Origin of the sequence: Kosakonia sp. AG348 (assembly GCF_003337365.1) — a bacterium.
In the GTDB taxonomy this organism is placed as follows: Bacteria; Pseudomonadota; Gammaproteobacteria; order Enterobacterales; family Enterobacteriaceae; genus Kosakonia.
Map to the genome: position 1 here is coordinate 633,933 of NZ_QPJR01000002.1, position 12,053 is coordinate 645,985.

At 56.0% G+C, this 12,053-nt stretch carries 12 protein-coding genes; 6 read left to right on the top strand and 6 right to left on the bottom strand.

The annotated features are described in order from the left end of the window. The first annotated feature begins 183 nt into the window (after positions 1 to 183). The 3 genes from xthA to DFO56_RS06760 are packed head-to-tail and all read left to right on the top strand — an operon-like array spanning position 184 to position 2,273. Complete coding sequence (gene xthA, locus DFO56_RS06750) at positions 184 to 990, top strand: exodeoxyribonuclease III (protein WP_020454011.1); 807 nt, start codon at positions 184 to 186, stop codon at positions 988 to 990. A 3-nt stretch (positions 991 to 993) separates the two neighbouring features. Then, positions 994 to 1,857, top strand: coding sequence for a sulfurtransferase (locus DFO56_RS06755; RefSeq protein ID WP_045511556.1), 864 nt, complete (start codon positions 994 to 996; stop codon positions 1,855 to 1,857). Beyond that, entirely contained in the window at positions 1,857 to 2,273 is a 417-nt protein-coding gene (locus DFO56_RS06760) for a pyrimidine (deoxy)nucleoside triphosphate diphosphatase (protein ID WP_045511559.1), read from the top strand. Before DFO56_RS06755 ends, DFO56_RS06760 begins: the two co-directional genes overlap by 1 nt. On the opposite strand, the gene DFO56_RS06765 is transcribed toward DFO56_RS06760, so the two are convergent. Beyond that, positions 2,239 to 2,526, bottom strand: a complete 288-nt coding sequence (locus DFO56_RS06765) for a DUF1496 domain-containing protein (protein WP_020454014.1) — start codon at positions 2,524 to 2,526, stop codon at positions 2,239 to 2,241. The genes DFO56_RS06760 and DFO56_RS06765 overlap by 35 nt on opposite strands. A gap of 235 nt (positions 2,527 to 2,761) precedes the next feature. Here DFO56_RS06765 and gdhA point away from each other — a divergent pair, with 235 nt between their 5' ends. After that, positions 2,762 to 4,105 (top strand): NADP-specific glutamate dehydrogenase, encoded by a 1,344-nt coding sequence (gene gdhA / locus DFO56_RS06770; RefSeq protein WP_045511562.1) that lies wholly within the window; start codon positions 2,762 to 2,764, stop codon positions 4,103 to 4,105. A 29-nt stretch (positions 4,106 to 4,134) separates the two neighbouring features. Here the strand turns inward: gdhA and DFO56_RS06775 are convergent, their stop codons facing one another. Then, a complete protein-coding gene (locus DFO56_RS06775; protein WP_045511565.1) occupies positions 4,135 to 6,090 on the bottom strand; it encodes a DNA topoisomerase III in 1,956 nt (651 codons plus the stop codon). A 4-nt stretch (positions 6,091 to 6,094) separates the two neighbouring features. Beyond that, entirely contained in the window at positions 6,095 to 7,138 is a 1,044-nt protein-coding gene (selD, locus tag DFO56_RS06780; protein WP_045511568.1) for a selenide, water dikinase SelD, read from the bottom strand. Between the two features lie 264 nt (positions 7,139 to 7,402). On the opposite strand from selD, the gene phoC reads away from it, so the two are divergent. Continuing rightward, the gene (gene phoC, locus DFO56_RS06790; RefSeq protein ID WP_020454018.1) at positions 7,403 to 8,149 is read left to right on the top strand and encodes an acid phosphatase PhoC; all 747 of its coding nucleotides are present in this window, start codon (positions 7,403 to 7,405) and stop codon (positions 8,147 to 8,149) included. A gap of 25 nt (positions 8,150 to 8,174) precedes the next feature. Here phoC and DFO56_RS06795 read toward each other — a convergent pair whose 3' ends face one another. The 3 genes from DFO56_RS06795 to DFO56_RS06805 all read right to left on the bottom strand — a co-directional run bounded on the left by DFO56_RS06795 (position 8,175) and on the right by DFO56_RS06805 (position 10,007). Further along, positions 8,175 to 8,753 carry a hypothetical protein gene (locus tag DFO56_RS06795; RefSeq protein ID WP_020454019.1) on the bottom strand — a complete coding sequence of 193 codons (579 nt, stop codon included), beginning with the start codon at positions 8,751 to 8,753 and terminating at the stop codon, positions 8,175 to 8,177. A gap of 14 nt (positions 8,754 to 8,767) precedes the next feature. Then, on the bottom strand, positions 8,768 to 9,346 hold the full coding sequence (locus DFO56_RS06800) for a hypothetical protein (protein ID WP_233500381.1): 579 nt from the start codon (positions 9,344 to 9,346) through the stop codon (positions 8,768 to 8,770). A 109-nt stretch (positions 9,347 to 9,455) separates the two neighbouring features. Beyond that, the gene (locus DFO56_RS06805; RefSeq protein WP_045511572.1) at positions 9,456 to 10,007 is read right to left on the bottom strand and encodes an NAD(P)H nitroreductase; all 552 of its coding nucleotides are present in this window, start codon (positions 10,005 to 10,007) and stop codon (positions 9,456 to 9,458) included. Positions 10,008 to 10,169: 162 nt separating this feature from the next. Here DFO56_RS06805 and sppA point away from each other — a divergent pair, with 162 nt between their 5' ends. Then, the gene (sppA, locus tag DFO56_RS06810) at positions 10,170 to 12,023 is read left to right on the top strand and encodes a signal peptide peptidase SppA (protein WP_045511576.1); all 1,854 of its coding nucleotides are present in this window, start codon (positions 10,170 to 10,172) and stop codon (positions 12,021 to 12,023) included. Positions 12,024 to 12,053 lie beyond the last annotated feature (30 nt).

Sequence of the window (12,053 nt, forward strand, 5' to 3'; positions counted from 1 at the left end):
AGAACTGTGATCATCAGCGAAATTAATTTACAGCGTGCGCCCTGTTTTAGTGCGTTTCGCCCTAAATAAGGGCGCGTGATGCGCCAGTGCGCATCGGCGGCGGCGATATCAATAAGTGGCGGTGGTTAAATGTAAATTCTGCTAACATCTCTGCATCTTTCACTCTGCTAAATGGCTGCGACTATGAAATTTGTCTCTTTTAATATCAATGGCCTGCGCGCCCGCCCTCACCAGCTTGAAGCGCTGGTTGAGCAACATCAGCCGGACGTCATCGGCCTGCAGGAGACCAAAGTCCACGACGATATGTTTCCGCTCGAAGATGTCGCACGGCTGGGTTACAACGTTTTTTATCACGGACAGAAAGGCCACTACGGCGTGGCGTTGCTGACCAAAGAGACGCCGATTTCCGTGCGTCGCGGCTGGCCGAACGACGGTGAAGAAGCGCAGCGCCGCATTATCATGGCGGAGATCCCCTCGCCTATCGGCGATATCACGGTGATTAATGGCTATTTCCCGCAGGGCGAAAGCCGCGACCACCCGCTGAAGTTCCCGGCGAAAGAGAAGTTCTACCAGGACTTGCAGAACTATCTCGATACAGAACTCGATAAAACAAAACCGGTGTTGATCATGGGCGATATGAATATCAGCCCGACAGACCTTGATATCGGTATCGGTGAAGAGAACCGCAAACGCTGGCTGCGCACCGGCAAATGCTCCTTCCTGCCGGAAGAGCGCGAATGGATGGAGCGTCTGAAAGGCTGGGGGTTGGTCGATACGTTCCGCGAAGCCAACCCGGAAACTCAGGATCGCTTCTCGTGGTTTGATTACCGCTCAAAAGGCTTCGACGATAACCGCGGCCTGCGTATCGATCTGCTGCTGGCAAGCCAACCGCTGGCGGAGCGCTGCATTGAGACGGGTATCGATTACGACATTCGCAGCATGGAAAAACCGTCCGACCACGCACCAGTGTGGGCCAAATTTAAGGTCTGACCGATGACGCCCGCGCGCTCTCCGTGGGTTTGTGCAGCGTGGCTGGCGGATCTGCTGCAACACCGCCCGGTCACCGCGGGCCCGCAGGGCGAGTGGCGGCTGCTGGAAGTGGGCTGTGACGCTGAACACCGCTATCGCGCCGGGCATATTCCCGGCGCGGATTATATCGACACCCGCGAAGTAGAAAGCCTGCCGCTGTGGAATGTGCTCAAGCCAGAACAATTACGCCAAGTGCTGCTCAGTCATGGCCTGCGCGCGGAGAGTACCGCCATCCTTTACGGCCGCGGCAATTATGCGGCGGAGCGGATGGCGCACATTTTGTTATACGCCGGGATCAGAGAGGTTCACTTACTGGATGGCGGCTGGCAGAGCTGGTTGCGCGCCGGTTTCGCCCGGCAAACCGGTGCATCGTCAGGCATCAACCCGCAATCGGATTTTGGCGTGAATATCCCGGCGCGGCCTGAGCTTCTGCTCAATATGGCGCAAACCCAGCAGCGTCTGGCGCAGCCCGACACATTGCTGGTCAGTATCCGCAGTTGGCCTGAGTTTAGCGGTCAGACAAGCGGTTACGACTATATCGCCGCTGTCGGCGATATTCCCGGCGCCCGCTGGGGGCAGGCAGCAGGCGACAGCCAGTTGATTACCAATTTTCACCATGCGGACGGCACGGTGCGAAACCCGTCTGAGATCGCCGCACTCTGGCAACAACAGCACATCACTGGCGATAACCCGGTGATTTTTTATTGCGGTACCGGCTGGCGCGCCTCGTTTGCCTTTTTTATTGCCCGCGCGCTCGGCTGGGCAGATATCGCCGTGTATGATGGCGGCTGGTTCGAATGGAGCCAGCACACTAACGGAACGCAGTAATGACCTTTCTGAAATCCCTGGATGTCGTGGCCGCCATCATTGAGCGCGATGGAAACATTTTACTGGCGCAGCGACCCGACCATGCCGATCAGGCCGGTCTGTGGGAATTTGCCGGTGGAAAAGTCGAAGCCGGGGAAACACAGCCGCAGGCGCTAACGCGCGAGTTGCGGGAAGAGTTGGGTATTGATGCTGTACCTGCGCGCTATGTTGCCAGCCATCAGCGGGAGGTTTCCGGGCGGCTGATTCATTTGCACGCCTGGCATGTGGTGAATTTTAGCGGTGAAGCGGTACGTCACTATCACCGCGCGTTATTGTGGTGCTTACCCGCCGAAGCGCTAAAACTGCCGCTGGCTCCGGCGGATATTCCGCTGCTGGAAGCGTTTATGGCTTCACGCGCCGCCACACCAGCGGGTTAGTGGAAATGGCTCTCTCATCGCGCTGGCATTGTAATAACACACCCTCGGTTTTGATAACCGCCCCTTCGCTGTAGTTTTGATTACCGTATACGCAGCATTGCATGCAGGGCTGCGTGGTCTGCGTCTGCCCACCGGAGCTGAACACTTCCGGCGGCACATTCACCTCGATCCCCGGCGACGGTAAACGTTCAGCCAGCACGCTGGTTGAGGCAGCAACCAGTAACGCTGCTGCTATCCACTTAATTCGGGCCATAACTTGTCCTTTTTGATTGACGCCACTCATTACTATAACGGATCTCTGCGGCAGGACTTTAATTACACCGATCATCGTTTTTAGTTATGACAGATTGCCAATTATTAATTTGCCTGGAGTGCGTTTTTTTCCCTTGCGGCATATAGCTTTGCGGATGTTATAGTCCGAAAGTGCCTGCTTTTTGCGCACCACCATCACAACAAATTCACCACAACAATAAGAGACTCTTATATCTATGGATCAGACGCACTCTCTTGCATCATTTCTCCAGTATGTCGAACAGCGTGACCCGCACCAGCCGGAGTTCTCCCAGGCCGTTCGTGAAGTGATGACTACCCTCTGGCCCTTCCTTGAAGCTCACCCGCGTTACCGCCAGATGTCTTTACTCGAACGCCTCGTTGAACCGGAGCGCGTGATCCAGTTTCGCGTCGCCTGGGTTGATGACCGCAATCAGGTGCAGGTTAACCGCGCGTGGCGCGTACAGTTCAGTTCGGCTATTGGCCCCTATAAAGGCGGTATGCGTTTTCATCCGTCGGTAAATTTGTCGATCCTCAAATTCCTCGGCTTCGAACAAACGTTCAAAAACGCGCTCACTACCCTGCCGATGGGCGGTGGCAAAGGCGGCAGTGATTTCGATCCGAAAGGCAAAAGCGATGGCGAAGTGATGCGCTTCTGCCAGGCGCTGATAAGCGAACTGTATCGCCATCTTGGCGCGGATACCGACGTGCCCGCCGGAGATATTGGCGTCGGCGCACGGGAAGTCGGTTTTATGGCCGGGATGATGAAAAAGCTTTCCAACAATACTGCTTGTGTGTTTACCGGCAAGGGGCTGTCGTTTGGCGGCAGTCTGATCCGCCCGGAAGCGACGGGTTACGGCCTGGTCTATTTCACCGAAGCGATGCTCAAGCGTCACGGTCTTAGCTTTGAAGGGATGCGTGTGGCGGTTTCCGGCTCCGGCAACGTGGCGCAGTACGCGATTGAAAAAGCGATGGCTTTTGGCGCGCGGGTGATTACCGCGTCGGACTCTGCCGGTACGGTAGTAGATGAAGCCGGATTTAACCGTGAAAAACTGGCCCGTCTGTGCGAGATCAAAACCAGCCGCGACGGCCGTATAGCCGATTATGCACGGGAATTTGGTCTGACATACCTCGAAGGCAAACAGCCGTGGTCAGTGCCGGTCGACATCGCGCTGCCGTGTGCCACGCAAAATGAGCTGGATATCGACGCGGCGCGTATATTGATTGCCAACGGCGTAAAAGCGGTGGCGGAAGGTGCCAATATGCCTGCCACCATTGATGCCACCGAACTGTTCCTCGAGGCGGGCGTGCTGTTCGCGCCGGGGAAGGCGGCTAATGCAGGCGGGGTTGCCACCTCCGGTCTGGAGATGGCGCAGAATGCCGCACGTATGGGCTGGAAAGCGGAAAAAGTGGATGCGCGTTTGCATCACATCATGCTGGATATTCACCAGGCTTGCGTTGAGTACGGTGGCGAGGGCAAACAGACGCACTATGTGCGCGGTGCCAACATTGCGAGCTTCGTGAAAGTCGCCGACGCGATGCTGGCGCAGGGCGTGATTTAATAAGCTGGCCGGGTAACAGCGAAAACGCGTTATCCGGCCGCCGTTGCCGCGTCACCGCCCGCCTCTGCTGATGGCGGGCGTTTCTTCCCGCGACCTTTGGCAAACGGTTTTTTCTTCTCACCGCCCGGTGCCACCAGCCCACGGAACTGACGCACCGGCGTGTTACGCGCCTGGTGAATCAGCTCGTGCAGCGTCCCCACCAGCGGCTGCATAAAGTCCTGATAGCGGCACTCTTTCTCACTGATTTGCGTCAGCACCGACTCCCAGTGCGCGGTCATATCAGGCCGCGCCGCCATCTCCGGCAGCGAGTGGATCAACGCCCGTCCCGGTTCGGTCGAGTGGATGTAGCGCCCTTTTTTCACCAGAAAACCGCGCTTAAACAGCAGTTCGATAATCCCGGCACGCGTCGCCTCGGTGCCCAGACCGTCGGTAGCACGCAGAATTTTCTTTAGATCCTTGTCCTGTACGAAACGCGCAATCCCGGTCATCGCCGACAGCAATGTTGCATCGGTAAAGTGGCGCGGCGGCTGGGTCTGGCGCGCGACTACTTCGCCTTTTTCGCACAGCAATTCGTCGCCTTTTGCCACCACCGGCAACGGTGTGCCGTCGTTCTCTTCATCGCGCTCTTTCGAACCAAGCAGCGTGCGCCACCCGGCCTCCGCCAGAAAACGCGCTTTGGCGATAAACTTGCCGTTGGCGATGTCGAGATCGATCTGGCATTTGCGGAACACCGCATCCGGGCAGAACTGCATCAGATACTGGCGAGCAATTAGGTTATAAACGTTAGCTTCGTTATCGCTGAGATTGACCTTCGAGGCGCGGGCCGTCGGGATAATCGCATGGTGCGCATCGACTTTTTTATCGTCCCAGCAGCGGTTGCGCGTGTCCGGGTTCACCACCGGCTGCGGCAACAAATCCGGAGCATGCGCACCAATCGCGTTCATCACCGCGTGTCGTCCGGCAAAATGCTCTTCCGGTAAATAACGACAATCAGAACGCGGATAGGTGATCAGCTTGTGGGTTTCGTAGAGTTTCTGGCAAATATCGAGCACATTCTGCGCACTGAGCCCATAGCGTTTTGCCGCTTCAATTTGCAACGCCGAAAGCGAAAACGGCAGCGGCGCGAGTTCTGATTCCCGTTTATCGTTATAGGCCGTCACCAGCGCGGGTTGGCCGCTAATGCGGTTCACCACATGTTCCGCCAGCGGACGATGCAATAAGCGCCCCTCTTCGTCCTGATAAGGTTCACACGCCTCGCTCGGCTGCCACAGGGCGGTAAAGCGCTCCCCGGCTGGCGTGACGATATGCGCTTTCACCTCAAAGAAATCTTTCGCCACGAAGTTCTCAATCTCTTCGTCACGACGCACCACCAGCCCCAGCACCGGCGTTTGCACGCGTCCAACGGAGAGCACGCCCTGATAGCCGGCATTGCGCCCTAGCAGCGTATAAGCGCGGGTCATGTTGATGCCATAGAGCCAGTCGGCACGGGCGCGCGCCAGCGCCGACACACACAGTGGAATAAATTCGCTATTTGCCCGCAGGCGCTCAATCGCCCGCTCTACCGCCTGCGGATTGAGATCGTTAATCAGGCAACGCTGCACCTGCTGGCGTTTTTCAGCTGGCAGTTGCAGGTAGTCAATCACTTCATCAACCAGCAACTGCCCTTCTCGATCCGGGTCACCGGCGTGCACCACCTGTTTGGCATCGGCGAGCAGGCGTTTGATAACATTGATTTGCTTAAGCACCGACGGGCGCGGCTGCAACTGCCACTTTTCCGGCACGATCGGAAGATCGGCCAGGTTCCAGCGTGCATAGCGGCTGTCATAGACGTCCGGCTGCGCCTGCTCAAGCAGGTGACCAATGCACCAGGTCACCACCTGACCATTACCGCACTCAATATAGCCGTCGCCTTTGCGATGCGGCTTAGGCAGCACATCGGCAATGGCACGCGCCAGACTGGGCTTTTCGGCAATAAATAACCGCATAGGATTAACGGATCTCGATCATCGGGCGACCGCCGCGTGCGCTGACCAGTTCACCAATCGCGCTCAGTTGAATACCGTATTCCGCCGCCGTCGCTTTAACTTCCTCTTCTGCACCCGGTGCCACCGCCAGCAGCAAGCCGCCGGACGTTTGCGGATCGCACAACAAATCGCGCACTGCCGTTGGCATCTCACCCATCAGATGACCATAGCTGGCGAAGTTACGCTGGGTACCGCCGGGCACTGCGCCCTGGGCGATGTACTCTTCCACACCCGGCAATTTCGGCACATCCTGATACCAGACCTGCGCCTGTACACCCGCGCCCTGGCACATTTCACTCAGGTGACCGAGCAGGCCAAAGCCGGTGACATCGGTCATCGCTTTTACGCCGTCGATCCCGGCAAAGGCGGCACCGGCAAGGTTCATGCGGCACATCACTTCCGTTGCCAGACCAACGTGTTCCGGTTTGAGCAGCGATTTTTTCTCCGCCGTGGTTAATACGCCAATGCCCAGCGGCTTGGTGAGGAACAGTTTGCAGCCCGCCTGGGCGGTGCTGTTTTTCTTCACGCGTTCGGTTGGCACCACACCGGTTACGGCAAGACCGAAAATCGGCTCCGGCGCGTCGATTGAGTGACCGCCCGCTAGCGCGATCCCCGCCTGCTGGCAGGCAAAACGCCCACCGTCAATTACCTCACGCGCGATTTCCGGTGCCAGTTTGTCGAGTGGCCAGCCCAGAATGGCAATCGCCATAATCGGTTTGCCGCCCATCGCGAAAACGTCGCTGATGGCGTTGGTCGCGGCAATGCGGCCAAAGTCGAAGGGGTTATCGACAATCGGCATAAAGAAGTCGGTGGTGCTGATAATGCAGGTACCGTTACCCAAATCGTAAACGGCGGCGTCATCACGCGTTTCGTTGCCGACAAGCAGGTTCGGGTCGAGAAACTTCGCCTGCTCGCTATGCAGAATGGTATCCAGCACTTTGGGGGAAATTTTACAACCGCAACCGGCTCCGTGGCTGTATTGCGTTAAACGAATGGCTTGCTCGCTCATGGACATCTCCTGTCATTGCAATCGCGCTATGGTAGCGCCCAAATGCTGAGCTGGTAAGTCTGGCAATCTTAATTCGCGCGTTATTGCTCATTAAGCAAACGAAACAGAGATTGCATGCGATGATTTTTCGCTCGTAAACTTCATATTTATAACTACATCGGCCATTTTGCGAGTCACCGCAATGTTCTTTTTGGCTTTTCATGACAGAAATATGACAGCAGCCACTGAGGGCTACAGATGCTTTTTTACACAAAGGAACCGCTCATGAAAAAAAATATCCTCGCGTTTTGTCTTGCTAGTTTGCTCTCTACCAGCGCTTTTGCTCTGGTTCCATCCGGGAATGATGCCACCACCAAACCTGATCTTTATTACCTGAAAAATGCGCAGGCGATTGATAGCCTGGCGCTGTTACCACCACCGCCGGAAGTCGGTAGCATCGCGTTTTTAAACGATCAGGCGATGTACGAGCAGGGCCGCTTGCTGCGTAACACCGAGCGCGGCAAACAGGCAGCGGAAGACGCAAACCTGAGCAGCGGCGGCGTGGCAAACGCCTTCTCCGGCGCATTTGGCTCACCGATCACCGAGAAAGACTCCCCGCAGTTGCATAAGCTATTGACCAATATGATCGAAGATGCAGGCGATCTGGCAACCCGCGGCGCGAAGCAAAAATATATGCGTATCCGCCCGTTTGCCTTCTACGGCGTACCAACCTGCAACACCAAAGAGCAGGATTCACTGGCGAAAAACGGCTCTTATCCGTCCGGTCATACCTCTATCGGTTGGGCTACCGCACTGGTGCTGGCAGAGATTAACCCACAGCGTCAGGATCAGATCCTCAAACGCGGCTACGACCTGGGGCAAAGCCGGGTGATTTGTGGCTACCACTGGCAAAGTGACGTGGACGCCGCGCGCATTGTTGGCTCCGCTGTCGTTGCCACTTTGCATACCAATCCGGCGTTCCAGCAACAGTTGCAGAAAGCCAAGGACGAGTTTGCCGCCCAGCATAAGTAAACCGCACGCCCGGACGGGCGTGCTTTTACGATGATCCCTTCGCGTTTTTCAGGTTATAGAGGCGTTGTACCCGCTGCGCCTCTACAATGATGTTGGCTACATCTGCACGCGTGAGCGCCAGCTGGACGGGGTCAGAGAACAGGAAAATATCTCCTCTGAAAATAAACAACGGTTCATCCGTACCCGCTTCATTAACCACGGAATAGTGATTGCTGACATAGTCCGCACGCGCATTAATCTGCGCCTTTTCAGCCTGTCGGGTAGCTAGCGGCTTATCAGCCCATGCCAGAAACGCGTCAAAGGGCTGGAGATCGCGTGCCAGGTGAGTGACTTCGATTTTGTGCAACTGAACAAAAGCATTACCGTAATCAATGGTAAAACGTAACCACGCATCACTATCGGCGATTTGCACCGGGAATGTGCGCGTCGAAAAACTAACGCGCACGCCGGTTGCCGCATTGAATGTGGCATAGATGACCGGACTGTTTTCCGTCTCCCAGGTGCGCAATGTCATAACTTTATCGACTTTATTCGCTACCTCAATGCAGCCCGTCAGTGAGCCAGCCAACAGCAGCATCACGGCAGTGGATATCAGACGTTTCATCAGCATTCCACCGCTTAGCGATAAACTTTGGTGTGGAACAGATTGTAATCATACGGGCACTCATTCAGTGCCCACACCGGTGCCGGAGTATCTTTGCCTTCGGTAACGTCCGTGATCATAATTTCGTGGGTGTAGTAGCCGCCGGGCAAGGTGTATACCTCGTAGCTGTGCCCCGCTTTTGGCGATACGCTGCGAAATGATTCATGCACGGTTTGCGAATAGGTGGTTTGCGAAACGGTGACATAGCCGATGCGCAAGAACTGGCCAGGCTTAACGGAAAACTCCATCACATCTTTGCCCTGTAATGGCGAGCTGGCGGGTAACGGGGCAATACCAGCGATTTTTTTATTGCGGGTGGATTTAATGCCAAGGATATTCACTGCGGATGTCAGCGATTTTTGATCGACCTGACGAAGGCAACTTCCCGACTGCTGGTAAATTTCTGCCACCAATGGTGTCGCATAGTTTTCAACGCGTAGCTTTGCCGCATCCGCTGCTGAGTAATCGTCCATCGTGGAAGTGGAGATGGTGCAACCTGCCAGCGTCATTGCCCCCACAATTACCATCCCTGCTTTCATTTCGCCACGCATCATCTTTCCTTATTTTTCCTTAATAAGAACACGTTATCGGCGAAAGCAGACTGGACTTTAAAAGAAAACGGCTGCGGCAGAGTTGTCGCAGCCGTCCGATATCAGGCGGAGCTTAGAAACGTGTCACAAACGGCGTGATATCCGGTACGGTGACAGTAGTCGAGGCTTTCAGTTGCGGTGTGCCGAGATACAGAAAACCGACGATTTTATCCTGTTCGCGGCAGTCAAATGCCTGGCGAACCACCGGGCTGTCGGTCAGCGGGCCTGTGCGCCAGATACCGTTAAACCCCTGCGCCAGCGCCGCCATCTGCATTGCCATTACCGCGCAGCCGGCAGAGAGCAACTGCTCCCACTGCGGGACTTTATGGTGAATGTCGCATTTTGCCACCACCGCGATGATTAACGGTGCGCGAAAAGGCGATGTACGCGCTTTTTCGACGCCTTTTTCATCCTGGCCTGCGGCAATCGCGGCCTGCTCCAGCGTCTGACTGAAACGTTCGCGTCCTTCCCCTTCGATGACAAAAAAGTGCCATGGCTGAAGCGTACCGTGATCCGGCGCGCGCATCCCCGCACGCACAATGTTATCCAGTTGTTCACCTGCCGGGGCCGGTTCTGCCAGCCGTGATGCGCTACGACGATTGACGAGCAGCTCAAGTGCGTCCATTAGTTAAACTCCTGTATTGAAATTTGTTCACAAAATTAACACGGGCGTAGAAATTGTTACAGCGCCGGAGGCGATTCCTGCTGACAAGTGGCAGCGGGGTAATTAGGATAACCACACTTTGCCGCTCGGGCAGCGGTGGTCGTTAACTACCAGGGAGAATACATGCGAACCCTTTGGCGTATTATTGCCGGTTTTTTCAAGTGGAGCTGGCGATTGCTGAACTTTATCCGCAAGCTGGTGCTGAATCTTTTCTTTATTTTGTTGGTGCTGGTTGTCGCAGGCGTGTGGATGCAAATGAGCGACAGCAAAACCAGCAGTAACAGTCGGGGCGCATTGCTGCTGGATATTTCCGGCGTAGTGGTGGACAAAACCTCGGCCAGCAGCCGGCTTGGCGCACTGGGCCGCCAGTTGTTTGGTGCCAGTTCGGATCGTCTGCAGGAAAACTCACTGTTTGACATCGTCGATACCATTCGCCAGGCGCAGCATGACCGGAATATCACCGGGATTGTGATGGATCTGAAAAATTTCGCTGGTGCCGATCAACCGTCGATGCAGTATATCGGCAAAGCGCTGCGTGAGTTCCGCGACAGCGGTAAGCCGGTTTATGCCGTGGGCGACAATTACAGTCAGGGCCAGTATTACCTTGCCAGCTTCGCCAACAAGATCTGGCTGTCGCCACAGGGTGTGGTTGATCTGCATGGCTTTGCCACCAACGGCCTCTACTATAAATCGCTGCTTGATAAGCTGAAAGTCACCACCCACGTATTCCGCGTCGGCACCTATAAATCCGCCGTTGAGCCGTTTATTCGCGACGATATGTCCCCGGCAGCACGCGACGCAGATAGCCGCTGGATTAATGAGTTGTGGCAGAACTACCTCAACACCGTTGCCGCTAACCGCCAAATCACCGCGCAGCAGGTCTTCCCGGGCGCGCAAGCGATGCTGGATGGGCTGCGTAAAGTGGATGGCGACACGGCAAAATATGCGCTGGACAACAAGCTGGTGGATGAGCTGGGCTCGGCAACCGATGCGGAAAAAGCAATGGTTAAACAGTTTGGCTGGAGCACGGAGGATAAGAACTTCCGCGCAGTCAGCATGTATGATTACCAGGCGAAAAAACCGAGCGATGTCGGCGATACCTTGGCAGTGATTTTCGCTAACGGCGCGATCATGGACGGCGAAGAGACGCCGGGGAACGTAGGCGGCGACACCACTGCCGCACAGATCCGCGACGCACGTCTGGATCCGAAAGTGAAAGCCATTGTGCTGCGTGTCAACAGCCCAGGCGGCAGCGTCAGCGCATCGGAAGTGATCCGCTCCGAACTGGCGGCAGCCCGCGCGGCAGGTAAACCTGTCGTGGTATCAATGGGCGGCATGGCGGCCTCCGGCGGTTACTGGATCTCGACCCCGGCGAACTACATTGTCGCCAGTGCCAGCACGCTGACCGGCTCGATTGGTATCTTCGGGGTTATCAACACGCTGGAAAACAGCCTCGACAGCATCGGCGTGCATACCGATGGCGTAGCAACCTCGCCGCTGGCAGATGTCAGCATGACCAAAGCGCTGCCGGACGAAGTTTCGCAGATGATGCAGTTGAGCATTGAGAATGGCTACAAACGCTTTATCACGCTGGTGGCGCAGTCGCGCAACAGCACGCCTGAGCAGGTTGATAAAATCGCCCAGGGTCACGTCTGGACCGGCCAGGATGCGAAAAATAACGGGCTGGTCGATGCGTTGGGCGATTTCGACGACGCGCTGGCGAAAGCGGCTGAGCTTGCGAAACTGAAACAGTGGCATATCGATTACTACGAGGAAGAGCCGACATTCTTTGATCGGCTAATGGATAGCATGTCCGGTTCGGTAAGCGCCATGCTGCCAAAAGCATTGCAGGCATATTTGCCCGCGCCACTGGCAAGCGCTGCGCTACAGATGAAAGCTGAAACCGACAAGCTGGCGGTGTTTAACGATCCACAAAATCGTTATGCGCTCTGTCTGAACTGCGCCAATATCCGCTAAAATCACCTGACCACGTCCCCTCCACCGGAG

Bases quoted from the DNA above. Each gene is read 5' to 3' on its own strand.
- xthA (WP_020454011.1), top strand. From the start codon at position 184: ATGAAATTTGTCTCTTTTAATATCAATGGCCTGCGCGCCCGCCCTCAC.
- DFO56_RS06755 (WP_045511556.1), top strand. From the start codon at position 994: ATGACGCCCGCGCGCTCTCCGTGGGTTTGTGCAGCGTGGCTGGCGGAT.
- DFO56_RS06760 (WP_045511559.1), top strand. From the start codon at position 1,857: ATGACCTTTCTGAAATCCCTGGATGTCGTGGCCGCCATCATTGAGCGC.
- DFO56_RS06765 (WP_020454014.1), bottom strand. From the start codon at position 2,526: ATGGCCCGAATTAAGTGGATAGCAGCAGCGTTACTGGTTGCTGCCTCA.
- gdhA (WP_045511562.1), top strand. From the start codon at position 2,762: ATGGATCAGACGCACTCTCTTGCATCATTTCTCCAGTATGTCGAACAG.
- DFO56_RS06775 (WP_045511565.1), bottom strand. From the start codon at position 6,090: ATGCGGTTATTTATTGCCGAAAAGCCCAGTCTGGCGCGTGCCATTGCC.
- selD (WP_045511568.1), bottom strand. From the start codon at position 7,138: ATGAGCGAGCAAGCCATTCGTTTAACGCAATACAGCCACGGAGCCGGT.
- phoC (WP_020454018.1), top strand. From the start codon at position 7,403: ATGAAAAAAAATATCCTCGCGTTTTGTCTTGCTAGTTTGCTCTCTACC.
- DFO56_RS06795 (WP_020454019.1), bottom strand. From the start codon at position 8,753: ATGAAACGTCTGATATCCACTGCCGTGATGCTGCTGTTGGCTGGCTCA.
- DFO56_RS06800 (WP_233500381.1), bottom strand. From the start codon at position 9,346: ATGATGCGTGGCGAAATGAAAGCAGGGATGGTAATTGTGGGGGCAATG.
- DFO56_RS06805 (WP_045511572.1), bottom strand. From the start codon at position 10,007: ATGGACGCACTTGAGCTGCTCGTCAATCGTCGTAGCGCATCACGGCTG.
- sppA (WP_045511576.1), top strand. From the start codon at position 10,170: ATGCGAACCCTTTGGCGTATTATTGCCGGTTTTTTCAAGTGGAGCTGG.